Genomic DNA, 21,381 nt, shown 5'->3' on the forward strand with positions numbered 1-21,381 from the left:
TCCTGAATGGTTTAGTTGCGGAAAGGCCAGAGATGGAAAAAACGGCGGATGCGCCGCCACACTTCGGCCAGGCCATGGGGCTCGAAGACGAGGAAACCGATGATGAGCAGGCCAAAAATGACGGTGCGCACGGGCGAGAGGAACACGGTGAGTTCCGCACCCCCGGGCAGCAGGCCCACCACGAGCTTGAGCAGCTCGGGCACCATGGTCATGAACACCGCGCCCAGGATGCCGCCCAGGATGGAGCCCATGCCGCCGACGATGATGGCCGCGAGGAAGAAGATGGACATGAGCAGCGGAAAACTCTCGGGCGTGACCACGCGAAAGAAGTAGGCCCACAGTCCGCCCGCCACGCCCGCGTAGAACGACGACAGGCCAAACGACAGCAGCTTGTAGCGCAGCAGCGGTATGCCCAGCACCTCGGCCGAGATGTCGCGGTCGCGAATCGCGATGAAGGCACGGCCCACGCGCGTGCGAAACAGGTTGGCCGCGCCCAGCAGCATGAGGAGGGTGACCGGCACGATGAGCCAGTACAGGCGGAACGAGGTGTCGAGCGCCATGCCAAACAGCTTGGCGGGCGGCACGCTCAGGCCACCGGTGCCGCCAGTGAACTTCCAGTTGGCAAAGATGAAGTGCGCAATGAACGATGCGGCAATGGTGGCAATCGCCAGGTACAGCCCCTTCACGCGCAGCGAAGGGATGCCCACGACGATGCCGCCCAGCATGGCGACAAAGCCACCGGCCAGCAGGTTGAGCACAAAGGGCGTTCCTACCTTGGTTTCCAGCACGGCTACGGTGTAGGCGCCCAGGCCCATGAAGGCGGCCTGTCCCAGGCTCACCAGCCCCGTGTAGCCGGTGAGGATATTGAGGCCCGTGGCGCTGGCCACGTTGATGCTGACCAGGCAGGCCAGGTACAGCCAGTAGTCGCTGGCCATGAACGGGAACAGCACCAGCAGCGCGGCGCCCACGGCCAGCCACACTTTTTGCGTGCGCGAGTCGAACAGCGCCGCGTCGGCGATGTAGGTTTCCTTGAGGGTTCCGATGCGCATCAGAGTCTCTCTATCTCGTGGGTGCCGAACAGGCCGTAGGGCCGCACCAGCAACACGGCGACCAGCACGATGAAGGTGGCCAGCAGCTTGTATTCGCCGCCCAGGTAGGCCCCGGCCAGCGCTTCGATCAAACCGATGAGCACGCCCCCGATGAGTGCGCCCAGCACGCTGTCGAGCCCGCCCACGATGACTACGACCAGCACGGACAGGCCGAACACGCCCATGCTGGACGAGATGCCACCAATCGAGCCGACGATGATCCCGGAGACCGCCGCGATCATGGCCGACACCACCCAGGCCAGCGAGAACACACGCGGCACGTTGATGCCGACGGAATAGGCCGCAGCCTGGTCGCTGGCCGTGGCGCGCAGGGCTACGCCACCGCGCCAGAAGCGGAACACCACCAGCACCGCCGCGATGAACACGATGGCAATCACCGCACCCCAGAACACCTTGGGCGCGAGGAACGCGTCGCCGACCATGATGGGCTGCGTGGGCATGAAGTCGGGCAGGCGGCGCTGGTCGGCCGTCCAGATCATCTCGACCAGGCCGACCAGCACGGAGGCCAGGCCCACGGTGACCATGAAGACGGAGATGGGTGGCTCGCCCAGCAGCGGGCGGATCATGGTGCGCTCGATCACGGCACCCAGCAGGCCCGTGCCCAGCACGGCGGCCGGAATGGCCAGCCACAGCGGCAGCGCAAACGTGGCTGCAAAGGTGAAGAACAGGTAGGCGCCGACCATGAGCAGCTCGCCAATGGCGATGTTCACGACGCGCGTGGCCTTGTAGACCATGACGAAGGCCAGGGCCGCCAGTGCGTAGAGCCCGCCGCCTGCGATGCCGGTGAGGCTGATTTCAAACAGGTAGGCCCAATCCATCATGCGGCTCCCTGCGGGGTGGTGAGGTGGCTGCCGGCCCGCAGCCTGGCGCGCAGGTCGCCCACATCGCCCGCGCCCAGGTAAGCGCGGATGACCTCGGGGTCGGCTTGCACCACGGCGGGCGTGCCCTGCGCGATGACCTGGCCGAAGTTGAGCACCACCACGTGGTCCGACAAGTCCATCACCATGCCCATGTCGTGCTCCACCATCAGCACCGTCACGCCCCACTCCTCGCGCACGTCGAGAATGAAGCGCGCCATGTCTTCGGTCTCTTCGCGGTTCATGCCAGCCACGGGTTCGTCCAGCATCAGGATCTGCGGCTGCATGGCGAGGGCCCGGGCCATCTCCACGCGCTTTTGCAGGCCGTAGGGCAGGGCCGACACGGGTGCGTGGCGGATGTGGTCGATTTCGAGGAAGTCGATGATGCGCTCCTCGATGTCGCGGCGCAGCTCGGCCTCTTCGCGGCGCGCGCGGCCCAGGTAGAACAGCGCGTCGAGCACGTTGGTTTTGAGGTGCGCGTGGCGGCCCAGCTTTATGTTGTCGAGCACGGTCATGCCACGGAACAGCGCAATGTTCTGAAAGCTGCGTCCCAGGCCCAGCTTGGCGCGCTGCGGTGCGGGCACGCGGGTGATGTCCTGCCCCTGAAAGCGGATGGAGCCCTGGCTGGGCCGGTAAAAGCCCGAGATGGTGTTGAACAGCGAGGTCTTGCCCGCGCCGTTGGGGCCGATGACGGCGGTGATGGAGCCCGGCTGCACATCAAACCCCACACCGGTCAGCGCCTTCACGCCGCCAAACGCCAGGGTCACGCCCTGCACCTGGAGCAGGGGCGTGGCAGCAAAGGGGCCGGAAGGGGTTGTCTCCATTGGCTTTCTAATACGGGTTGTTCGCAGCTTCTGACAGAAATTTCTCTGGAACCCTGCAGAAATTTCCTACTTATGCGTAAACTGTTTACTCGTGAGTAGATTCTGGAAGCCGCCACCCCATTCAGCATCCGTACTTTCCCGAGGAATCGCCCCCCATGCCCCAGGCCAAAGCGGCATCGACCCGACGCAGCAAAAGCAGCACGAGCGGCAGCAGCCCCCAGCGCGCGGCCCTCAAGCCCTCATCCGCAGCCCCGTTGCCCCCTGCCCAGGCTGCTGCACCCGACGAAGCGTCGCCCGCCGCAGCTTCGCCCTGGGCTCCGGTATCGCACCGCGAGCGACAGCGTGAGGCCAAGCGCAACGCCGTGCTGCAGGCGGCGGCGCAGCTGTTCAACGAGCGCGGCTTTCACGCCACCTCGCTCGACGACATCGCTGCGCGCCTGAACGTGACCAAGCCCACGCTGTACTACTACGTGAAGAACAAGGACGAGATCCTGCTGCAGTGCGTGCGCCAGGGTCTGGACATGATGCTGGAGGGCATAGAGGCATCGCGTGCCGCCGGTGGCAAGGCCATCGACCAGCTCATGACCTGTATGCAGGTGTACGCGCGCATCGTCACCATGGACTTCGGCATGTGCCTGATCCGCGTGGGCGACGAGCAGGTGCCCCCCGAAAGCCGCAAGGAGCTGCGCCGCCTCAAGTCCGCCATCGACCAGGAGTTCCGCCGCCTGGTGGCCGAAGGCGTGGCCGAAGGATCGATCCAGCCCTGCGACCCCAAGATCACGGCCTTTGTGATTGCGGGTGCGCTGAGCTGGATCGGCCGCTGGTACCAGCCCGGCGGCGAGTACACAGCCGAGCAGGTGGCGCAGCAGTGCATTGCGACTTTGTGTGACGGTGTGCTGCGGCGGCCTGCCCAGGCTGCTGTGCCGGAGGTGGTGCCTGGCTCTGCCGCCCAGCGCAAGGTGGGGGGTGTCAAGGCCAAGACCCCGGCGCGGTCCGGCAAGGCCTGATGCCTCCAGGGGCTAGGATCTCAAGGCTTTTTGGCCTCTTCCGCGCGATGGGTATGTCTCGATTGCTATCTATTTAATAGCGTTTTGCAGGGCGTTGCGTTTGCATCCCTGATGCTTGTGCACCCGTCTAAGTTGAGCTTGTAACAACCTCACGTGGTGCTTGGCGTGTGCAGTGTGAGTTGTGTTTGTCAGCATATGGATGTTGGCTTTCTTCAGCAAAGCATTGGCAATTTGCTGCACCTTGGTTTGCAGCCGCGCCAGGGCGGGCTCGGTGCGTAGTAGGGCTAGCTGGGTGTTGAGCAGCATGGCGTCAAAGCGCTTGGCGTCTTCGTCGTCATCGCGTACTGCGGTGGGCAGGCCGGAAAGGTGGGTGGATACCTCAGTCAGCTGCTCGGGGCTGGGTCGCTTCCACGCATCCGACCCAGCCCAGGCCTCTACCCAGCGGCGCTGGGGACGCACCAGTTGCTGAAAGCTCGGCTCAAACAAAAACGCTGACAAATCCGCCTTGTACGGCATGCGCAGGCAGCCACTCCGGCCCACTTCTGCCTAGTGGAGCCAGGCCACCGCCAGTTCCAGCGTGCGGCGGGCGTAGAAGCAGGCTGTGCGCGGGTCGACATGGGCAGCGGCCTCGGCACGGCGGGCTTCGGCCAACAGGTCGGGCCAGTCGGGTTGTAGAAAGCTGAAGTTCGATGGCAACGTGCTCATGCACCTCTCCCAGTGCATTGACTTTGTTTGATGGGTATTTGATCGGAGACGCTTTCCGGTCAAAGGAACCAAGAAAAGTCTTTGGCTGATAAAAGGTTACCGAGCACCCTCGATTTGACTGGCAGTTGATCGTTGCGTGTTGAACCTTGGTTTGTCCCGATGTCTCCCTCATGAATGAGGGAGACATCGGCTACCCACCAGCTTTCTCAACGGCTTGCGCAATCAGCGGTGCCATTTTTCGCAAGCCCTCCAGATTCAGCTCGCCAGCTAAAAACAACTGGTACCACGACTGCCGCCAGCGAATGACGCGCTCACCATCGCGCAGCTTCAGCTTTTTCAGCGTGAACTCCGCTTTGGCGCGGTGGCTGGCCGGTACGGCGTTGGTCACACGCATTTGCAGGGATGGCAACTCGATTTCGAACCAGCCAGCGCCCACCTCATAAGGGTCGAGCACGGTGTCGTCCAGCGTGCGCTTGGAGGAGTTGAGCGTGCCGGAGGCAAACCGGTAGTTATCCCACGCGTAGGCTTTTTCGGGGTGGTTTTTGTAGCTTAGGTAGTGGTCTACCGTGCCGCCGGTCGGGTCGTGCATGGCCGCGTAGCCGCACAGGCCTGCAAAGCCGTCACTGAGGTCCTTTGTGTACGGTAGCCAAAGGGCTTTGGGGCGCTTGGCATGGGGGCTGGCTTTGAGCCATTGGTTGCCAGGCGTCTGCACCTCGGCATCAAACCGTTTGGGCTTCTTTACTTTGGCGACCGGAATCATGGCTTGGCCTTGGGCTTCTTTTTGCTGCGGGTGGCCTTGGGTGCTTCGGTGCTCTGGGCCCGCTTGCGTGCTGCGGTCTGGGTGTTCAGCTGCGTGTTCACAATCCAGCGCGGCCAGAACACGTCGCCCGCAGGCAGCAGCTTTTGCAAGCGTGCATGAATGGCGGCTTTGGTGCCAAGTCCTTTGGGCAAATGGCCTTCACCGCGCATGAAAGCCTCTGCCGCTTCAATGGCCTCTTCTGCCTCTTTAGAGCGCGCCTGCTCCAGGCCAAAGGTTTCTGACACCAGCCAGTTCGTCACGTCCCCTTGCACCGCCCAGCCACCTTGCTCAATGGCGACAGCGCCGTTTTGCAGTGAAAGGTGCACCAAATCATCTTGTGACTCTTCAAAGATTGGCTCGACCGAAGCCGCCACCAGGGGCGAATGCGTGGCCACCAACACCTGGGGCAAGGTGCTGGCCTGGCCGCGCAGTTCATCCACCGCCTTGAACAGACTGGGCAACACCGTGCGCTGCCAGCGGGGGTGCAGGTGGGTTTCGGGCTCGTCAAACAGAATGACGAAACGATCCTCCGGCTTCTTGCCCAGCAGCTTGGCCGCCACGGCATGCTCGTGCCAGGCCCACACCAAAAAGTACACCAGCGCCAAAATGCGCCTCACCCCCGCCGATGCTAGAGCAACAGGTACGGTCTGGTTGCCCACCAGCAGGGTGGGGCGGTCACGCCCCTCGCCGATGAACACGCGTTGCGGTGGCCCCGCCCGCAGGGGCTCTTGCAGGGGCGACATGACCTCCAGCACCTTGGCCAGGGCGGTGAACTGTGGCTTGCGGCCTTCCTGCCAGTTCACCCAATCGCGCTCCAGCCCTTCGCACACCCGCTGGCCGTTCACTTCCAACCCGTTCCACACTTCGTCGGCCTTGAAGTGATACGCCGCAGGGCGGTTGGGGTCGGTACGCCAATAGTTGCGCGCGGGGTCCCACACCGAGAAGCCCCCATCGATGCGGATGTAGACCACGATGCCCGGCATCACGGGTCGGGCGGCGGGCAGCGTCCAACTGGCGTCGGGGCGGTGAAACACTGACTGCACTTCGGTGACCCTGGAGGTCTTGCCCTGCACCCCGTAGGTGATCGTGGCCTTTTTGGTGCCTGTGGGCAGGGCCACTGCTCCCGCCCAGGTGCGGGTGAGAGCCCACCAAGCCAAGTCCAGCAAAAAGCTCTTGCCCAGCCCGTTATCGCCTGCGATGAGGTTCAAACGGTCTGCCCATTCCACCTGGACATCCGGGGCCAGCCCGACGTGGTTCAAATGCAGGTACTTCAGCATAGGTGTGGTGTTGTGAAGAGATTGGTGGGGCAGACTTTACAACTGCCTAGCAAACGCCTGCTGCTGCAGCAAGGCAAACGGCGCATCCAGCGCAGCCAGGGCGCGGCGGTGGGTGGCTTGGCGATGCCGCCGGACCAGAAGGCGTTCCAGACTTGATCGACTTTGTTGCGCAGGTCACCGGTGAGCATGGGGGGCAGGCAGTATCAGGCTGTGACAAAGCCTGAGAGTCTGCCATGGGGGTCTTGCCGCAGAGATGTGGGCCGCGCGGTGGGCAGAAGTTTTGAGGTTTTTTGGCCCTCATCGCGCGATGGCTTTTCCTTGGTAGCTATTTATTTGATAGCGTCTTGCGCGGTGCCGCGCTGCGGGGCTCGCTGTGCCCCGCCGCCAGGTCGTCCAGGATGGGGCAGTCGGGCCGGTCGTTGCCTTTGCAGCAGGAGACCAGCGTTTGCAGGCTGCGCTGCATGGCCTGCATCTGGGCGATGCGTTCGCTCAGGTCGTCGATGTGTTGCTGGGCGATGAGCTTGACCTGGCTGCTGGCGCGGCTGCGGTCGTGCCACAGGCCCAGCAGTTCGGCGATTTCTTCCATCGAAAAGCCCAGGTCGCGGCTGCGGCGGATGAAGTGCAGGGCGTGCACGTCGGCCTCGGTGTACTGGCGGTAGCCGCTGTCGGTGCGCGCCACGCCTTTGACAAGGCCCAGCGATTCGTAGTGCCGCACCATGCGCGCCGAGATGCCTGCGCGCCGGGCGGCGATGCCGATGGGCACGGGCCAGGTGGTGGCGCGGGGTGCAGCGGCCTTGGCGCGCGCGGTTGGCTCCACATGCGAGGCATGGGGAGAGTGGGGCGTGGTCATGGTGTAGCCCTCGCTGGGTGCATGGTGGCGCGGCGCTCAGGCCGCGACGGTGTAGCCTTCTTCGGCAATGGCGGCGGCCAGGGCTTCGCGCGGGGCGGTGCTGTCCACGTCCACCTTGCCGCTGGCGCGGTCGATGCGGACCTGGGCGTCGGGGTCGATCTGCTGCACGGCCTGGGTGACGGCGCGTTCGCAGTGGCCACAGGTCATGCCTTGAACTTGGAAAGTAGTGGTGGTTGTCATGGGGTGTCCTCGGGTTGGTTTTCAAGAGGGCCGTTGAAGCGACCGAAGTGAATGTTGAAGCTTGACATCGTGGCAGAGTCAAACGCCGCTCAAGACACTCATGATGTGAGGGTTGATCAATATCAATGCTTGACCTTGCCATCACGTCAAGGATCAGCATCCCGGCCATGAACACCATCACCACCCCCCCCAACACCGCGCCCGGGTCTGTGCACTCGCTGGACCTGGGCATTTCTGGCATGACCTGCGCAAGCTGCGTGGGCCGTGTAGAGCGCGCGCTGCGCAAGGTGCCGGGCGTGCAGGAGGCCTCGGTCAATCTGGCGACCGAGTCTGCGCGCATTGCCTTTGTCACGCAGGTGGGCGCCGACGCCGCCGCCATGGAGGCGGTGCTGCGCCGCGCGGTGCGCAATGCGGGCTACGAGCCGCGTGCGGCGGGGCAGGAGGATGCTCCGGAGGACTTGTCACCCTGGGCCGGCTTTTTACCCGTGGGCATTGGGCTGCTGCTGTCGGCACCGCTGGTGCTGCCCATGATCGGTGACCTGTTCGGCCAGCACTGGATGCTGCCCGCCTGGGTGCAGTTTGTGCTGGCCACGCCGGTGCAGTTCATCCTGGGGGCGCGTTTTTACAAGGCGGGCTGGCATGCGGCCAAGGCGCTGAGCGGCAACATGGACTTGCTGGTGGCGCTGGGCACCAGCGCGGGCTGGGGCCTGTCGATGTGGCTGTGGCTGACGGCGCCCACGGACCATCCGGGGCATGTGCCGCACCTGTACTTTGAGGCGTCGGCCGTGGTGGTCACGCTGGTGCTGCTGGGCAAGTGGCTGGAGGCGCGCGCCAAGCGCCAGACCACGGCCGCCATCCGTGCGCTGCACGCGCTGCGGCCCGATGTGGTGCATTTGCTGACCAAGCAGGGCGAGGTGGATGTGCCGGTGTCCGAGGTGCTGGTGGGCGATCAGCTGGTGGTGCGGCCCGGCGAGCGCATCCCGGTGGACGGCACCGTGCACGCGGGCCACACGCAGGTGGACGAATCCATGCTGACGGGTGAGCCCCTGCCGGTGGCGCGTGATGTGGGCGCGGCGCTGACAGGTGGCTCGATCAACGGCGATGGCCGCATCGTGATGGCGGTGACGGCCGTGGGCGCCGAGACGGTGCTGGCCCAGATCATCCGGCTGGTGGAAGACGCGCAGGCAGCCAAGGCGCCCATCCAGCGGCTGGTGGACCAGGTGTCGGCCATTTTTGTGCCGGTGGTGCTGGTGGTGGCGTTGGTGACCCTCGTGGGCTGGCTGGCCATGGGCGCGGGGCTGGAGGCGGCGCTGATCCACGCTGTGGCCGTGATGGTGATCGCCTGCCCCTGTGCGCTGGGGCTGGCCACGCCTGCGGCCATCATGGCTGGCACGGGCGTGGCGGCCAAGCACGGCATCCTGATCAAGGACGTGCAGGCGCTGGAGCTGGCGCACAAGGTGGATGTGGTGGCCTTTGACAAGACCGGCACGCTGACCGTGGGCCAGCCTCGGCTGACAGCGTTTGAGGTGGTGCCAGGCCTCGACGATGCGGCCGTGATGGCGGCCGTGGCTGCGGTGCAAAGCGGCAGCGAACACCCGTTGGCGCGCGCGGTGGTGGCGGCTGCGGGCGAGCGGCAGATCAGCGTGACCACCGCGCAGGATGTGCGCGCCGTGCCTGGGCGCGGCACCGAGGGCGAGGTGGACGGCCAGAGCTACCTGGTGGGCAGCTTGCGCTGGATGCAGGAGCTGGGGGTGGACCTGGGGGCGCTTGCGGTGCGGGCACAGCAGCTGCAAAACGAGGGCGCCACCGTGTCGGCGGTGGCCCAGCGGGTCACCGAGGGGTTGGCATTGCGTGCGGTGATGGCTTTTGGCGACGAACCCAAGCCCGGCGCGCGCGAGGCGCTGGCGGCGCTGAAGGCACGCGGCATCCGCACGGTGATGGTGTCGGGCGACAACCGGGGCGCGGCCGAGGCCATGGCCCGGCGCCTGGGGCTGGACCCCGGCGCGGGCGAGGTGATGGCCGAGGTGTTGCCGGGGGACAAGGCGGCCAAGGTGGCTGCGCTGCAGCAGGGCGCTGACGGCAAGCACCATCATGTTGCGATGGTGGGCGACGGCGTTAACGATGCCCCGGCGCTCGCTGCTGCCGATGTGGGCATGGCCATGGGCAACGGAACGGACGTGGCCATGCATGCAGCGGGCATCACGCTGATGCGCGGCGACCCGATGCTGGTGGCGGCGGCGCTGGACATTTCGCACCGCACGGTGATGAAGATTCGCCAGAACCTGTTCTGGGCGTTTGCATACAACGTGGCGGGCATTCCGCTGGCGGCGCTGGGGTATCTGAACCCCGTGGTGGCAGGGGCGGCGATGGCGCTCAGCTCGGTCAGCGTCATGGCGAATGCCCTCTTACTCAAGCGTTGGCGCATGTGATAAATACGTACAGCGCGGTCGTCGATGTCTGGCAAACTGCAACGTTTTGTTGCATGTCCGTGGCCTCGGGGGAGGTGCGGCGAACGCATCGGCATAGCTATATCAAGGACGACAGATCATGAATCTCTTCTCGCTCATGCGGCAGTTCACCATACGTTTGCGCATGCTGGGCGCCATCGGCGTGGTTCTGGGGCTGCTGGGGCTGCTGGGCGGCGCGGGCATGCTGGGCATGTTCCGAATCCATGACATGAGCCAGAACTTCATGGACAACTCGTTCGCCAAGGTGAGCAACATGGCCGAGCTGCGTGGCGAGATGGGTGCCATCCGCCAGTACGAGAAAGACATGATCATCGGCTACGAAAAGCCTGAAGCCGTGAAGGCCGCCCATACCAAGTGGCTTGCCAGCCACGAAAAAGCCAAGAAGATTGCGGGCAAGTTCCTGGAAGGGGGCGAGGATGCCGACAACGTGGTGGTGCGCAACATCATCACCAAGCTCGACAGCTACAAGGATCTGTTTGCCCATGTGGCGCGCCAGCTCGAAGCCAGCGGCTACGACACCGCCACCATTGCCAACCGGATGAGCGGGAAGGCCGTGGCCGAATTCGATATGGCCGACAAGCTGATGATGGAGCTGGACACCGTGCTGCGCAACGAGGTCAGTCAGTCGGTGGCGCAGCAGGGCCAGGTCTCAGATCAGACCAAGTGGCTGTTTGTGCTGGCCGTGCTGATCACAGTGGTGGTGGTGGTGCCCACAACGCTGATGAACATGAACTCCATTTGCCGGCCCCTGGAAGATGCACGAAAGATGGCGCAGGCGATTGCTGGGGGCGACCTGTCGCAGAACATTGCGGCCGAGGGAAAGGACGAAGTTGCCGATCTGCAGCGCGCGCTGCGCGACATGCAGCAGGGCCTGGGCGCGCTGGTGGCGCAGGTGCGCGATGCCAGCGGCAACATCGCCACAGCCAGCCAGGAAATTGCCTCTGGCAATCAGGACCTGTCTCAGCGCACTGAGCAAACCGCCAGCAATGCGCAGGAGGCCGTGTCTTCGCTGACGCAGCTTACGTCCACCGTGCAACAGACGGCATCGTCTTCGCAGATGGCGAACCAGCTGGCGGCTTCCGCCTCACAGATGGCCACGCACGGTGGAGGTGTGGTCCAGCAGGCCGTGGCCAGCATGCACGAGATTTCGGCATCGAGCCGCAAGATCGGCGACATCATCGGCCTGATCGACTCGATTGCCTTCCAGACCAATATCCTGGCGCTTAACGCGGCCGTGGAGGCTGCCCGCGCAGGCGAACAAGGCCGGGGTTTTGCCGTGGTGGCCAGCGAGGTGCGCAGCCTGGCGCAGCGCAGCGCCGCAGCGGCCAGCGACATCAAGGGCCTGATCCAGAGCAGCGTGACAGCCGTGGACGGCGGCGTGCGCCATGTGGAAGAAGCGGGCACGGCCATGAAGGACATCGTGGGCAGCGTGCAGCGCGTGGGCGACATCATTGGCGAGATCACGGCGGCGGCGTCCGAGCAGTCGGCCGGCATTGGCCAGGTGAACAGCTCGGTGGGCGAGATCGACCGCATGACGCAGCAGAACGCCGCGCTGGTGGAAGAGTCTGCCGCAGCCGCAGAGTCTCTGCGTGAGCAGGCCGCGCGCCTGTCGCAGGTGGTGCAGCAGTTCCGCCTGGCCGAGGCCATGGGGCATGGCCAGCACCACGCCTACCGCAGCGTGGCCGCGCCGTACCCATCGGAATCCCGGACGCTGGCCGCAGGCCCCGCCCAGGCCCGGCTGACGCGCTGAGTCCATCTATCCCCGGTGCACTGCGCGTGCACCGTGCACAAGGCCCTGCAGGCTTGGCTTGCAGGGCCTTTGTTTTTGGCGGGCGCTGCTGCTGTGCAGCCGAGCATCGCCGCGCCCTTGCACCCGGTTTGTTGACTTGCGTCATGGGCGGCAGCGCACTGCCGTGGCACCCTTGGCCCTGTTGTTCATTCTGCGGGGGCGTGCACCATGCCATCGATCAGCCTGCGAACCATTCGCGAGGAGCATGCGTCGCTGTCGGCGGTGCTCCATTCCTTGCGCCTGATGCTGGACCAGGGGCCGGGCGACGAGCCCGCCGCGTTTTTTGATGTGATGCGTGCGATGCTGTTCTACATCGACGAGTTTCCCGAGCGGCAGCACCACCCCAAGGAGTCGCAGTGGCTGTTCCCCCGGGTGGCTGAGCGCTCGCCCCAGGCCGCCGAGGCCATCGCGCAGCTGGAGCGCGAGCATGCGGGCGGCGAGGCGGCCGTGCGCGAACTGCAGCACCTGCTGCTGGGCTGGGAGTTGATGGGCGATGCGCGGCGCGAGGTGTTTGCCCAGGCGCTGCAGAAGTACATCCGCTTTTACCTGGACCACATGCGGCTGGAAGAAACCGTGGTGCTGCCAGCGGCCCAGGAAAACCTGCTGCCGGGCGACTGGGTGGCCATTGACGCGGCCTTTGCCAGCAACACCAACCCGCTGGCCCCGGGCAAGCCGCGCGATGCGGCCTATGACCGGCTGTTCACGCGCATCGTGATGCGGGCGCCGAGCCCGATAGGGCTTGGAAGCCCCCCCTGAGTCGCCTTCGGCGCCTTACCCCTCAAGGGGGACGCCGCCAGCGCGGCGGGGCGGCCCTTGCGCGGCGGCCGCTGGCTTGCTCAGCGCCAGTTGTCACCAGCGCGCCCCGCCGGGGCTGGGTGCGAACTCAGGCGCTCAGCGCCGGATAGTCCGTATACCCCTCCGCCCCACCGCCATACAGCGTGGCCCGGTTCACCTCGTTGAGCGGTGCGTTGGCGTGCAGGCGTGCCACCAGGTCGGGGTTGGCGATGAAGGGGCGGCCAAAGGCCACGATGTCGGCACCCTGGGCCAGAGCAGCGTCGGCCAGCGCGCGGGTGTAGGCGTTGTTGACCATCCACGCGCCCTGGCCGCCCGATGCGCGGTAGGCGGCCTTGAGGGCGGTGTAGTCAAACGGGCGGCCTTCCACTTCGCGTGGGCCGCCGGTGGCGCCTTCGATGAGGTGGAGGTAGGACAGGCCCAGGGGACCGAGCTGGCGCACCACGTAGTCGAACAGCGGTTGCGGGTCGGCATCGACGATGTCGTTGGCGGGCGTGACGGGCGAGAGGCGGATGCCGGTGCGGCCGCCGCCGATTTCTTCGGTGATGGCGCGGGTCACTTCCAGCAGCAGGCGGGCGCGGTTCTCGATGCTGCCGCCGTAGGCGTCGGTGCGCTGGTTGGCGCCGGTCTTGAGGAACTGGTCGATGAGGTAGCCGTTGGCGGCGTGGATCTCGACGCCGTCAAAACCCGCCTCGATGGCGGCGCGCGCTGCGCGGCGGTAGTCGGCCACGATGCCGGGGATCTCGGCCAGCTCCAGCGCGCGGGGCATGGAGGTGGGCGTGAAGGTGGGCACGCCGTTCTGGATGAGCACGGTCTTGGTGTTGGCCTGGATGGCCGACGGCGCCACGGGTGCAGCGTTGCCGGGCTGCAGGTCGGTGTGCGAGACGCGGCCTACATGCCATAGCTGCACCACGATCTTGCCGCCCGCAGCGTGCACGGAGGATGTCACCTTCTTCCAGCCCGCGATCTGCTCGGGCGCATACAGGCCGGGCACATCGGCATAGCCCTGGCCCTGGTGGCTGATGGCCGTGGCCTCTGAAATGATCAGGCCCGCACTGGCACGCTGGGTGTAGTAGGTGGCGACCAGGTCGGTGGGCACTGCGTTGGGCGAGCGGTTGCGCGTGAGCGGCGCCATGGCGACGCGGTTGGCCAGTTGCAGGTCACCGGCTTGGACGGGGTCAGAGAGAAGCGGCATGGGTCGAGGCTTTCGGAAAAAGGGTTGTAGACCAGCGATGAGCGATGGGACGGGCGCAAGCGTAATGCTGCAGCGCAAAACTTGCAGCGCACATGCGTCAACAAGGCTTCTGTTTTTGTGATATCCGCACGGGCGGTTTCGCGGGCCCGGCACAGCCCCCGGCACGCTCTGCCGGGCTGCGGCAGAATCAAAACGCCATGCCCACACGCCCCGCCCCTGTTGACGTTTCCGCTGCTTCCTCTGCAGCGCCCCTTCCAACCCTGTGGCTGGCTGTGGCGCTGTCCATGGGGGCGGCGATCTCGCTGGGCATCACGCGGTTTTCCTATGCCCTGCTGTTGCCGCCGATGCGCGAGGACCTGGACTGGTCGTACACCCTGGCCGGGGGCATGAACACGGCCAACGCGCTGGGCTATCTGCTGGGTGCACTGGCCACGCCGCTGCTGCTGCGGCGGGTGGCGCCGGGCCGGGTGCTGCTGGTTGGGGCGGTGCTGGCCTCGGTGTTCATGGGGCTCAGCGGGTTCTTTACCGCCGCGCCGTGGCTGCTGCTGCAGCGTCTGCTGGCGGGGGTGGCCAGTGCGCTGGTGTTCATTGCCGGGGGGCTGCTGGCCGCGCGGCTGGGCGCGCACGCGCCGGGGCGCAGCGGCCTGCTGCTGGGGCTGTACTACGGGGGCACGGGCTGGGGCATCAGCCTGTCGGCGCTGCTGGTGCCGGGTGTGCTGGCGGCAGCGGGGCCCGTGCCGCACCCCTGGGCGTGGGCCTGGTGGGCGCTGGCGCTGGCTTGCGCGGCGGCCACTGCGGCGCTGTGGTGGCCTGCCCAGGCGCTGCAGGTGCTGGCGCCGCCACCGGCCAGCCCCACGGCGTTCAACATCACGCCGCCGCCCGCCACGCTGCGCTGGCGGGCTTTGGCCCCGGCGCTGCTGGGCTACGGGCTGTTTGGTGTGGGCTACATCGGCTACATGACCTTTGTGGTGGCGCTGCTGCGCGAGCAGGGCGCCAGCGGGGGGGCGATCACGGCCTTCTACGCGCTGCTGGGGCTGGCCGTGGTGCTGTCCTCGCGCATCTGGGCCGGGCTGCTGGACCGCAGCAAAGGCGGCGAGGCGCTGGCGCGGCTGAATGCGCTGCTGGGCGTGGCCACGGTGCTGCCCGCGCTCACGGGCGCCTGGCCGGTGGTCCTGGCCTCGGGGCTGCTGTTTGGCGGGGTATTTTTGTCGGTGGTGGCATCCACCACCGCCCTGGTGCGGCACAACCTGCCGCAGGCGCTGTGGGCCAGTGGCATCAGCGCGTTCACCATCGTGTTTGCGGCCGGGCAAATCGTGGGGCCCACGGTGGTGGGCTGGATCGCCGACGGGCCCGGCGGCCTGGCGCGCGGGCTGGTGTTCTCGGCCTGTGCGCTGTGGGTGGGGGCGCTGGTGGCGTGGCGGCAAAAGCCGCTGTAGTTCAGCTTTTCATGTGTTGTAGCCAGGCGCCTCGCGCTGCACCTTGCGCAGCAGCGCAGGCCAGGCAAACGCACCGCCCAGGCCGCCTGTCTGCACGCGCATGGCCTGGGCCACGCCGCTCACGATCTGGGGGTTCACGCTGGTCAGCGCGCCACCGGCCTGGGCGTCGATCTGGATGCGGCAGGTGTTCTCGAACGTGTACATCGACAGGAACGCGTCGGCAATCGTCTTGCCCACGGTGAGCAGCCCGTGGTTGCGCAGCATGAGGAAGTTGGCCTCGCCCAGGTCGGCCTGCAGGCGCGGCTTTTCCTCGTCGCGAAAGGCCACGCCCTCGTACTCGTGGTACGCCAGCGAGCCCAGCACGAAGGTGCTCTGCTGGCTGATGGGCCGCACGCCGCCCTTTTGCGCGCTCACCGCCACGCCCGCGCGGGTGTGGGTGTGCAGCACGCAGCCCGCTTCGGGCCGCGCCTCGTGCACGGCGCTGTGGATCACAAAACCTGCCGGGTTCACCGGAAAGGGCGAGTCGTGCAGCTTGTTGCACTGCATGTCCACCTTGATCAGGCTCGATGCCGTGATTTCGTCGAACATCAGGCCATAGGGGTTGATGAGGAAATGGTGCTCGGGCCCCGACACCGACTCGGGCAGCTTGGCGCTGATGTGGGTGAAGACCAGGTCGCTCCAGCCATACAGCGCCACCAGCCGGTAGCAGGCGGCCAGGTCGCAGCGCAGCTGCCATTCTTCGGGGCTGACGCTGTCTTGCAGCGAGGGGATGGTGAGCATGGGGTGTCTCCGTTGTAGTGGGTGTGGGAGGCACCACTGTAGGCCGCCAGCGCGCGGGTGACTGTCAGCCAGGCTACACACGCGGGTCGTGGCCTGGGATAGGTGTACTATAAAAATAATAGCTATCGAGGCAATACAGTCGCGCGGTAACGGCCTGTTTTGCTTGAAATTATGCAGCCGGTGTGTCTGGAATCGGCGCGCGCATGCCCGCGTTGATCAGGTTCCAGCCGTTGATGACCGCAATGGCAAAACCCAGGTCGGAGATTTCCGCATCGCTGAACACGGCCTGCAGCTTGGCAAACTCTTCGTCGCTCGCATCGCTGTGGGGCGTGGCGGTGATGACCTCGGCCCAGCGCAGCGCGGCACACTCGCGGTCGCTGAAAAACGGCGCCTCGCGCCAGCCCGCCACCGCGTTCAGGTGGCGCGGCGCCACGCCGTCCTTCACCAGCACATGCCAGTGCATGTCCATGCAGTAGGCGCAGCCGTTGATCTGCGAGACGCGCAAAAACACCAGCTCGCTCAGGCGCAGGCCCAGCGGGCCCTTCTTGATGGTTTCGGACAGGTTCACCAGGCCCATGAAGGCCTTGGACGACAGCTGGTGGTAGGGGAGGCGGGCGGTGTGCTGGGACATGGAAAACTCCTGAAAGGGTAGATAGAAAAGCAGGGGCTGGAAGGCTCCGCGAATGGGCTGTTGCCGCCTTCCATACCCTTCAAGACGTTGCGCTGTGTGCGGTTGTGACAGTTGAACTCCTTGCAGGTCAAAAACCTCACCGTGAGGTTCCAGGGGACCTGGCTAACATCGACCGCCAAAGGAGGCGTTGGCGATGATAAAAGTTGGATTCGAAGTGGATGCTGATGATTGGCATGGACACTCCAGTGAAGCGCTTTGGGCCAGCCACACCGATGTGCCGGATGAATTCGTACTTGAAAACGCCCCTTTTTTTGTGCGTGGCGTTTCGTATGGCGACCGCGTGGCCACTCAACTTCGTGGCGGTGCTCGCATGTTCCAGCATGTCGTCGCGCGCAGCGGACACTCCACCTACCGTGTCATTCCTCAGCGTGTGGATGGTGTGCTTGTCCCCATGGACGTCACGCTGGAGTTGCTCAAGGAAGAAGGGTGCAGATTCGAGTCAGGGCAAATCGGCAACATGCCATTTGTGGTGATTGATGTTCCAAGGGATTCTTCTGCGGACCGTTGCTACCAGGCCTTGAAAGCCGCCGATGATGCGCAATTGCTGCATTTCGAGGTTGCGCATGACGGCCATCCTCCATCCGAAGACGATTAGAGCAGTTGAGTGATGTCTCTGACGGGCTGTGTTGGCCATCACAGCACCGCAGGCACCCCCACCAGCTTGTCCGGGTTGCGCACCGCATAGATCGCCACGATCCGCTCGCCGTCCGTCACCAACGCCTGGGCCGACTCGATGCGGCCGTCCACATAGCGCAGCAGCCCGGGCTCGCCGTTGATGAGCGCCATGCGGTAGACCACCTGCGCGCCCAGGCGGCGGAACAGCGCCCAGTACAGGTTGGCAATGCGGAACGGCCCCACCAGCGGCTTGGGGAAGGACGGCACCTTGCCGCCACCGTCGCCAATGAGCTGCGCGTCCTCGCTCAGCAGCGCCTCGATGGCGTTGCGGTCGCCGCTGTGGGCGGCTTGCATGAAGCGCTGCAGCAACTGGTGGTGCACGTTGCGCGGCACCTCAAAACGCGTGCGCGCCTGCTGCACGCGCTCGCTCGCGCGGTGCACCATCTGGCGGCAGGCGGCCTCGGTTTTGCCCAGCTGGGCGGCGATCTCGGGGTAGTCGTAGTCGAACACCTGGCGCAGCAAAAACGCCGCGCGCTCCTCGGGCCCCAGGCGCTCCAGCACATACAGAAACGCCACCGACAGCTCGCCCGCCAGCTCGGCGGCCGCCTCGGGCGTTTGGTGGTGCTGCGCATCGCCGGTGGCGGGGTCGTGCAGCTGCACCAGCGGCTCGGGCAGCCACCAGCCCACATAGGCCTCACGCTCGGTCTTGAGCGCGCGCAGCCGGTCGATGGACAGGCGCGTGACCACCGTCACCAGCCAGGCCTCGGCCGACTGCAGCGTGGTGGGGTCCTGGCGGCTCCAGCGCAGCCAGGCGTCCTGCAGCACATCCTCGGCATCGGCGCGCACGCCCAGCATGCGGTAGGCAATGCCGAACAGGCGCGGCCGCAGGGTGGTGAAGGGGTCGGCGGGGGTGGGGGTAGAAAGCGTCATGGCAGCGGAGCGGGGGAGGTAGAGTGTGCGCCCAATGCACCGGATCGGGCGGGGCCTGGGCTTAGACGCGCGGGGCCGCCGCTGTGTGACACCAGAGTATCAAGCGCTTCTGTTTTGATAGCTATCGAGGCATGATGGACGCGCCGAAGAGCCCATTTTTCTTCAAATCCAGAGAGGACCACCCATGCCACCCGCCCCCACCCCACTGCGGCGCCACGCCCGCCACCTGGCGCTGGGCGCCGCGTTGCTGGCCTGCGCCGTGGCCGCCAGCGCCCAAAACACTGCTGTGCCATCGACCAGCCGCGCTGCCCCGCTGGAAAATCGCTGCGGCTGGTTCCACAACCCCACCCCCGGCAATGCCACCCTGACCGACCGCGATGGCGAGTGGGTGATCGCCACCCAGGGCGGCGCCAGCGCCGAGGGCGACTGGCCCGTGTTCACCGACGCGCAATGGACAAAGACCAACGGCCACTACGGCCACGGCTGCGCCTGCATGAAGGTGGTGGTGGACCGCCGCGAGCAGCGGGTGCTACGCATCGCCTCGGCCACGGCCAAGCCGCTGAAGGCGTGCCGGGAGGATCGGGCGTTGGCGAGGCCGTGAAAAGCAACAGGCGCAACGGATCGACGGATAGGCATGACCGTCCAGCCGATTTCGGCCGGGCCTGCGTGCGGCGGTGGCTATAGTGAGGCGGCAACCCGCTACACCCTCCCCCTAAGCGCTATGAGCATTCATCTGAGAATCGCACGCCCTGCGCGCGACCTGCATCACGCTGTCGCGCAGTACCAGCAGGGCCTTGGCCTGGAAGAGCTTGCAAGCTTTGCGGACCACGATGGCTTTGATGGTGCCATGCTTGGGTTTCGCGGGGCGGATTTCCACTTCGAGTTCACCGTCTGCCGCAGGCACCCAGTGATGCCGCAGCCAACGCCCGAAGATCTGTTTGTCTTCTATGTTCCCGATCATCAGGCGTGGACGGAACGTTGCCAGGCGATGCGTGGCGCTGGCTTCAAGGAGGTCGAATCGTTCAATCCGTACTGGAGCCAGCAGGGCTGCACGTTTGAGGATGGGGACGGTTACCGGGTGGTGATTCAGCGCGCTGCGTGGAACCCTCCGCTTGTCCGTCACCAGTAACTTCACCATGCGCCTATTCCTCGTATCTCTGAGCCTTGCACTATTGGCGCTCTCCCTAGCCGCCTATTGTTTTGTGCAGATCCCGCTCATCAAAGACCCCATTGCAGCGGTGATTTCAAATCTGGAAGATCAACTTCTGGCGGACCGTTCCCAGCTGAGCCAGCCGGAAGCTGAGCGTCTTGACGCTCATTTGCGGGTTCTTCGCTTCGACACTCAAGCTTTGAATGCTGCACACACAAACCTTTGGCGTGCGGGAGTGCTTGGTTTTCTGGGCTTGGGGATTGCGAATCTGGTGGTGGCCGGTGTCGCATACAAAAAGCACAAACTACAAAATGCCAACGGCGCCGGGTGACGCGCCACCATTGCGCTGGTCAGCGTACAAGTTCACAGTGCTGGTTTTTGGTTTCCCAACCCCAAGGAGAGCCCTATGCCCCATGCCTTGAACTGGTTCGAGATCCCCGTGACCGACTTCACCCGCGCCAAGGCCTTCTATGAGACGGTGCTGGGCATCAGCATTGCGCCCATGGCCATGGGCCCGACCATGATGGGCATGTTATCCACCGACCCCGAGGCCGTGGGCGGCGCCATTGTGCAGGGTGAGGGCGGTGTGCCGTCGCAGAACGGGACCATGGTGTACCTCAACGGCGGAGACGACCTGGCCAGCATGCTGGCGCGTGTGGCGCAGGCCGGTGGCCAGGTGGTGGTGCCCAAGACGGAGATTGGTAATGACTTTGGCTTCTTTGCCCACTTTGTGGACACCGAGGGCAACAAGGTAGGTCTGCACTCGATGAAGTAGCAGTCACCTGGTCAGGCAGGAAGAGGAAGAAGACCGGCTATGCCACCGGTTCGCCCACACTTCCCGGCTGCGTCAGCTGCTCCAGCCGCATCAGATACACCAGCGCTTGCTCGTTGGTGGCGCCGCACATTTCTGTGGACGGCATCAACCCTCCGCACACCGCCGGTCGCTCGGGCTGCCCAAAAATGCGGCAGCGTGCATCGTCCCCCAGTTGAATACACCGCACCCCCGCCGGTTTGCCCAGGGGCATGCCCGGGATGGGCGAGCTGATGGAGGGGGCGGTGCAGCAGGCGCCGCAGCCGGGGCGGCAGTCCATGGGTGTGTTGCTCTTTTTTGTATAGCTGTCAGGGCATACGGGGCGCGCGCAAGGGCTTGTTTTGGCCTTTGTTTTTTGCGCTCACTGGCCCGTGGCGGCCTCAGCATTCAGCCGGGCGGATGCCCACAGCACCTGGTCCACCACGGCGCGCACGCGGTCGCGGTGGGCTGGCTGGATGAGGGCGCCGCTGTCGTCAAACGCGCTGCCCGCCGAACCCAGTGCAAACGCCTTGGGCGCGAGCCAGCATTCGGCGTTGATCAGCAGGGGCGCCAGGTGGCTTTGCGAGCGCAGGCCGCCCAGGGCGCCGGGCGAGGCGCTGAGCATGCCCACAACCTTGCCGCGAAAGCTCTTGCCGCCGTCTTGCCAGTCAGGGTTGCCTTTGACGGGGCTGGAGGCCCAGTCGATGGTGTTCTTGAGCAGGGCGGTGTAGCTGCCGTTGTATTCGGGCGAGCAGATCACCCAGGCCGGGTGCTGCCACAGGATTTCCTTCAGACGGATCACATCGGCGGGCGTGCCCTGGGCTTCGAGGTCGGCGTTGTACAGCGGGATGTCGAACTCGGACAGCTCCAGCAGCGTGACTGTGGCACCCGCATCGCGCGCGATGGCGGCGGTGGCGTGGGCCAGTTTGCGGTTGAAGGATTGCTGGCGTGTGCTGCCGGCAAAGACGAGGAGGGAGGGGGTGGTGTTGGGCATGGTGCCTGCGATTGAATCACAGGCGGGCGGCAGGAATCCTGCATGCGGGGAGCACGTTGCGGTTTTTTGGCTCGATGCTATGC

At 65.5% G+C, this 21,381-nt stretch carries 25 protein-coding genes; 10 read left to right on the forward strand and 15 right to left on the reverse strand.

From position 1 onward, the window contains the following. Positions 1–11 precede the first annotated feature (11 nt). The 3 genes from ACYZGB_RS02005 to ACYZGB_RS02015 are packed head-to-tail and all read right to left on the reverse strand — an operon-like array spanning position 12 to position 2,790. Entirely contained in the window at positions 12–1,049 is a 1,038-nt protein-coding gene (locus ACYZGB_RS02005) for a branched-chain amino acid ABC transporter permease (protein WP_260665753.1), read from the reverse strand. Then, on the reverse strand, positions 1,049–1,930 hold the full coding sequence (locus ACYZGB_RS02010) for a branched-chain amino acid ABC transporter permease (RefSeq protein ID WP_462386536.1): 882 nt from the start codon (positions 1,928–1,930) through the stop codon (positions 1,049–1,051). The genes ACYZGB_RS02005 and ACYZGB_RS02010 overlap by 1 nt, the downstream gene beginning before the upstream one ends. Next, on the reverse strand, positions 1,927–2,790 hold the full coding sequence (locus ACYZGB_RS02015) for an ABC transporter ATP-binding protein (RefSeq protein WP_462386537.1): 864 nt from the start codon (positions 2,788–2,790) through the stop codon (positions 1,927–1,929). Before ACYZGB_RS02015 ends, ACYZGB_RS02010 begins: the two co-directional genes overlap by 4 nt. A gap of 155 nt (positions 2,791–2,945) precedes the next feature. On the opposite strand from ACYZGB_RS02015, the gene ACYZGB_RS02020 reads away from it, so the two are divergent. Beyond that, complete coding sequence (locus ACYZGB_RS02020; RefSeq protein ID WP_462386538.1) at positions 2,946–3,797, forward strand: TetR/AcrR family transcriptional regulator; 852 nt, start codon at positions 2,946–2,948, stop codon at positions 3,795–3,797. A 69-nt stretch (positions 3,798–3,866) separates the two neighbouring features. Here ACYZGB_RS02020 and ACYZGB_RS02025 read toward each other — a convergent pair whose 3' ends face one another. The 6 genes from ACYZGB_RS02025 to ACYZGB_RS02050 all read right to left on the reverse strand — a co-directional run bounded on the left by ACYZGB_RS02025 (position 3,867) and on the right by ACYZGB_RS02050 (position 7,668). Beyond that, positions 3,867–4,313: a hypothetical protein gene (locus ACYZGB_RS02025; protein WP_462386539.1), complete on the reverse strand. Its 447-nt coding sequence runs from the start codon at positions 4,311–4,313 to the stop codon at positions 3,867–3,869. Positions 4,314–4,343: 30 nt separating this feature from the next. Then, positions 4,344–4,502 carry a hypothetical protein gene (locus tag ACYZGB_RS02030; protein ID WP_462386540.1) on the reverse strand — a complete coding sequence of 53 codons (159 nt, stop codon included), beginning with the start codon at positions 4,500–4,502 and terminating at the stop codon, positions 4,344–4,346. Positions 4,503–4,692: 190 nt separating this feature from the next. Further along, a complete protein-coding gene (locus tag ACYZGB_RS02035) occupies positions 4,693–5,262 on the reverse strand; it encodes a hypothetical protein (RefSeq protein ID WP_462386541.1) in 570 nt (189 codons plus the stop codon). Then, a complete protein-coding gene (locus tag ACYZGB_RS02040; protein ID WP_462386542.1) occupies positions 5,259–6,578 on the reverse strand; it encodes an AAA family ATPase in 1,320 nt (439 codons plus the stop codon). Before ACYZGB_RS02040 ends, ACYZGB_RS02035 begins: the two co-directional genes overlap by 4 nt. Positions 6,579–6,903: 325 nt before the next feature. Further along, the gene (gene cueR, locus ACYZGB_RS02045; RefSeq protein ID WP_462386543.1) at positions 6,904–7,428 is read right to left on the reverse strand and encodes a Cu(I)-responsive transcriptional regulator; all 525 of its coding nucleotides are present in this window, start codon (positions 7,426–7,428) and stop codon (positions 6,904–6,906) included. Positions 7,429–7,464: 36 nt separating this feature from the next. After that, positions 7,465–7,668 (reverse strand): heavy-metal-associated domain-containing protein, encoded by a 204-nt coding sequence (locus ACYZGB_RS02050; RefSeq protein ID WP_029414201.1) that lies wholly within the window; start codon positions 7,666–7,668, stop codon positions 7,465–7,467. A 167-nt stretch (positions 7,669–7,835) separates the two neighbouring features. Here ACYZGB_RS02050 and ACYZGB_RS02055 point away from each other — a divergent pair, with 167 nt between their 5' ends. From ACYZGB_RS02055 to ACYZGB_RS02065, 3 genes are all read left to right on the forward strand, one after another. After that, positions 7,836–10,097 (forward strand): heavy metal translocating P-type ATPase, encoded by a 2,262-nt coding sequence (locus ACYZGB_RS02055; RefSeq protein ID WP_462386544.1) that lies wholly within the window; start codon positions 7,836–7,838, stop codon positions 10,095–10,097. Positions 10,098–10,215: 118 nt separating this feature from the next. Then, positions 10,216–11,886, forward strand: a complete 1,671-nt coding sequence (locus tag ACYZGB_RS02060) for a methyl-accepting chemotaxis protein (protein WP_462386545.1) — start codon at positions 10,216–10,218, stop codon at positions 11,884–11,886. Between the two features lie 207 nt (positions 11,887–12,093). Continuing rightward, complete coding sequence (locus ACYZGB_RS02065; RefSeq protein WP_462386546.1) at positions 12,094–12,681, forward strand: hemerythrin domain-containing protein; 588 nt, start codon at positions 12,094–12,096, stop codon at positions 12,679–12,681. A gap of 127 nt (positions 12,682–12,808) precedes the next feature. Here the strand turns inward: ACYZGB_RS02065 and ACYZGB_RS02070 are convergent, their stop codons facing one another. Next, on the reverse strand, positions 12,809–13,912 hold the full coding sequence (locus tag ACYZGB_RS02070; RefSeq protein ID WP_462386547.1) for an alkene reductase: 1,104 nt from the start codon (positions 13,910–13,912) through the stop codon (positions 12,809–12,811). A 197-nt stretch (positions 13,913–14,109) separates the two neighbouring features. Here ACYZGB_RS02070 and ACYZGB_RS02075 point away from each other — a divergent pair, with 197 nt between their 5' ends. Next, entirely contained in the window at positions 14,110–15,348 is a 1,239-nt protein-coding gene (locus ACYZGB_RS02075) for a YbfB/YjiJ family MFS transporter (RefSeq protein WP_462386548.1), read from the forward strand. A 9-nt stretch (positions 15,349–15,357) separates the two neighbouring features. Here ACYZGB_RS02075 and ACYZGB_RS02080 read toward each other — a convergent pair whose 3' ends face one another. Both ACYZGB_RS02080 and ACYZGB_RS02085 read right to left on the reverse strand, forming a co-directional pair. After that, positions 15,358–16,128 (reverse strand): class II aldolase/adducin family protein, encoded by a 771-nt coding sequence (locus ACYZGB_RS02080; protein ID WP_462386549.1) that lies wholly within the window; start codon positions 16,126–16,128, stop codon positions 15,358–15,360. Positions 16,129–16,297: 169 nt separating this feature from the next. After that, positions 16,298–16,759: a carboxymuconolactone decarboxylase family protein gene (locus tag ACYZGB_RS02085; RefSeq protein WP_462386550.1), complete on the reverse strand. Its 462-nt coding sequence runs from the start codon at positions 16,757–16,759 to the stop codon at positions 16,298–16,300. Positions 16,760–16,952: 193 nt separating this feature from the next. Between ACYZGB_RS02085 and ACYZGB_RS02090 the strand changes: the two genes are divergently transcribed. Beyond that, a complete protein-coding gene (locus ACYZGB_RS02090; protein ID WP_462386551.1) occupies positions 16,953–17,414 on the forward strand; it encodes a DUF4265 domain-containing protein in 462 nt (153 codons plus the stop codon). Between the two features lie 38 nt (positions 17,415–17,452). On the opposite strand, the gene ACYZGB_RS02095 is transcribed toward ACYZGB_RS02090, so the two are convergent. Beyond that, on the reverse strand, positions 17,453–18,364 hold the full coding sequence (locus ACYZGB_RS02095) for an RNA polymerase sigma-70 factor (RefSeq protein ID WP_462386552.1): 912 nt from the start codon (positions 18,362–18,364) through the stop codon (positions 17,453–17,455). A 184-nt stretch (positions 18,365–18,548) separates the two neighbouring features. Between ACYZGB_RS02095 and ACYZGB_RS02100 the strand changes: the two genes are divergently transcribed. The 4 genes from ACYZGB_RS02100 to ACYZGB_RS02115 all read left to right on the forward strand — a co-directional run bounded on the left by ACYZGB_RS02100 (position 18,549) and on the right by ACYZGB_RS02115 (position 20,289). Next, entirely contained in the window at positions 18,549–18,965 is a 417-nt protein-coding gene (locus ACYZGB_RS02100; RefSeq protein WP_462386553.1) for a DUF4087 domain-containing protein, read from the forward strand. Positions 18,966–19,085: 120 nt separating this feature from the next. Next, positions 19,086–19,493 carry a VOC family protein gene (locus ACYZGB_RS02105; RefSeq protein WP_462386554.1) on the forward strand — a complete coding sequence of 136 codons (408 nt, stop codon included), beginning with the start codon at positions 19,086–19,088 and terminating at the stop codon, positions 19,491–19,493. 7 nt (positions 19,494–19,500) lie between these two features. Next, the gene (locus ACYZGB_RS02110) at positions 19,501–19,845 is read left to right on the forward strand and encodes a hypothetical protein (protein ID WP_108615758.1); all 345 of its coding nucleotides are present in this window, start codon (positions 19,501–19,503) and stop codon (positions 19,843–19,845) included. Positions 19,846–19,920: 75 nt separating this feature from the next. Next, the gene (locus ACYZGB_RS02115; RefSeq protein WP_462386555.1) at positions 19,921–20,289 is read left to right on the forward strand and encodes a VOC family protein; all 369 of its coding nucleotides are present in this window, start codon (positions 19,921–19,923) and stop codon (positions 20,287–20,289) included. 37 nt (positions 20,290–20,326) lie between these two features. Here the strand turns inward: ACYZGB_RS02115 and ACYZGB_RS02120 are convergent, their stop codons facing one another. Together ACYZGB_RS02120 and ACYZGB_RS02125 are read right to left on the reverse strand one after the other, a co-directional pair. Then, positions 20,327–20,605, reverse strand: a complete 279-nt coding sequence (locus ACYZGB_RS02120) for a YkgJ family cysteine cluster protein (protein WP_462386556.1) — start codon at positions 20,603–20,605, stop codon at positions 20,327–20,329. 81 nt (positions 20,606–20,686) lie between these two features. Further along, positions 20,687–21,298 carry an NADPH-dependent FMN reductase gene (locus tag ACYZGB_RS02125; protein ID WP_462386557.1) on the reverse strand — a complete coding sequence of 204 codons (612 nt, stop codon included), beginning with the start codon at positions 21,296–21,298 and terminating at the stop codon, positions 20,687–20,689. Between the last annotated feature and the right edge of the window lie 83 nt (positions 21,299–21,381).

The organism is Acidovorax sp. Q11 (genome assembly GCF_054950075.1).

What these genes read in the sequence shown, in the direction of transcription:
- cueR (WP_462386543.1), bottom strand. Translation starts at nt 7,428, where the DNA reads ATGACCACGCCCCACTCTCCCCATGCCTCGCATGTGGAGCCAACCGCG.
- ACYZGB_RS02125 (WP_462386557.1), bottom strand. Translation starts at nt 21,298, where the DNA reads ATGCCCAACACCACCCCCTCCCTCCTCGTCTTTGCCGGCAGCACACGC.
- ACYZGB_RS02050 (WP_029414201.1), bottom strand. Translation starts at nt 7,668, where the DNA reads ATGACAACCACCACTACTTTCCAAGTTCAAGGCATGACCTGTGGCCAC.
- ACYZGB_RS02005 (WP_260665753.1), bottom strand. Translation starts at nt 1,049, where the DNA reads ATGCGCATCGGAACCCTCAAGGAAACCTACATCGCCGACGCGGCGCTG.
- ACYZGB_RS02055 (WP_462386544.1), top strand. Translation starts at nt 7,836, where the DNA reads ATGAACACCATCACCACCCCCCCCAACACCGCGCCCGGGTCTGTGCAC.
- ACYZGB_RS02105 (WP_462386554.1), top strand. Translation starts at nt 19,086, where the DNA reads ATGAGCATTCATCTGAGAATCGCACGCCCTGCGCGCGACCTGCATCAC.
- ACYZGB_RS02075 (WP_462386548.1), top strand. Translation starts at nt 14,110, where the DNA reads ATGCCCACACGCCCCGCCCCTGTTGACGTTTCCGCTGCTTCCTCTGCA.
- ACYZGB_RS02030 (WP_462386540.1), bottom strand. Translation starts at nt 4,502, where the DNA reads ATGAGCACGTTGCCATCGAACTTCAGCTTTCTACAACCCGACTGGCCC.
- ACYZGB_RS02020 (WP_462386538.1), top strand. Translation starts at nt 2,946, where the DNA reads ATGCCCCAGGCCAAAGCGGCATCGACCCGACGCAGCAAAAGCAGCACG.
- ACYZGB_RS02090 (WP_462386551.1), top strand. Translation starts at nt 16,953, where the DNA reads ATGATAAAAGTTGGATTCGAAGTGGATGCTGATGATTGGCATGGACAC.
- ACYZGB_RS02080 (WP_462386549.1), bottom strand. Translation starts at nt 16,128, where the DNA reads ATGCTCACCATCCCCTCGCTGCAAGACAGCGTCAGCCCCGAAGAATGG.
- ACYZGB_RS02100 (WP_462386553.1), top strand. Translation starts at nt 18,549, where the DNA reads ATGCCACCCGCCCCCACCCCACTGCGGCGCCACGCCCGCCACCTGGCG.
- ACYZGB_RS02060 (WP_462386545.1), top strand. Translation starts at nt 10,216, where the DNA reads ATGAATCTCTTCTCGCTCATGCGGCAGTTCACCATACGTTTGCGCATG.
- ACYZGB_RS02035 (WP_462386541.1), bottom strand. Translation starts at nt 5,262, where the DNA reads ATGATTCCGGTCGCCAAAGTAAAGAAGCCCAAACGGTTTGATGCCGAG.
- ACYZGB_RS02065 (WP_462386546.1), top strand. Translation starts at nt 12,094, where the DNA reads ATGCCATCGATCAGCCTGCGAACCATTCGCGAGGAGCATGCGTCGCTG.
- ACYZGB_RS02085 (WP_462386550.1), bottom strand. Translation starts at nt 16,759, where the DNA reads ATGTCCCAGCACACCGCCCGCCTCCCCTACCACCAGCTGTCGTCCAAG.
- ACYZGB_RS02015 (WP_462386537.1), bottom strand. Translation starts at nt 2,790, where the DNA reads ATGGAGACAACCCCTTCCGGCCCCTTTGCTGCCACGCCCCTGCTCCAG.
- ACYZGB_RS02120 (WP_462386556.1), bottom strand. Translation starts at nt 20,605, where the DNA reads ATGGACTGCCGCCCCGGCTGCGGCGCCTGCTGCACCGCCCCCTCCATC.
- ACYZGB_RS02070 (WP_462386547.1), bottom strand. Translation starts at nt 13,912, where the DNA reads ATGCCGCTTCTCTCTGACCCCGTCCAAGCCGGTGACCTGCAACTGGCC.
- ACYZGB_RS02110 (WP_108615758.1), top strand. Translation starts at nt 19,501, where the DNA reads ATGCGCCTATTCCTCGTATCTCTGAGCCTTGCACTATTGGCGCTCTCC.
- ACYZGB_RS02025 (WP_462386539.1), bottom strand. Translation starts at nt 4,313, where the DNA reads ATGCCGTACAAGGCGGATTTGTCAGCGTTTTTGTTTGAGCCGAGCTTT.
- ACYZGB_RS02040 (WP_462386542.1), bottom strand. Translation starts at nt 6,578, where the DNA reads ATGCTGAAGTACCTGCATTTGAACCACGTCGGGCTGGCCCCGGATGTC.
- ACYZGB_RS02115 (WP_462386555.1), top strand. Translation starts at nt 19,921, where the DNA reads ATGCCCCATGCCTTGAACTGGTTCGAGATCCCCGTGACCGACTTCACC.
- ACYZGB_RS02010 (WP_462386536.1), bottom strand. Translation starts at nt 1,930, where the DNA reads ATGATGGATTGGGCCTACCTGTTTGAAATCAGCCTCACCGGCATCGCA.
- ACYZGB_RS02095 (WP_462386552.1), bottom strand. Translation starts at nt 18,364, where the DNA reads ATGACGCTTTCTACCCCCACCCCCGCCGACCCCTTCACCACCCTGCGG.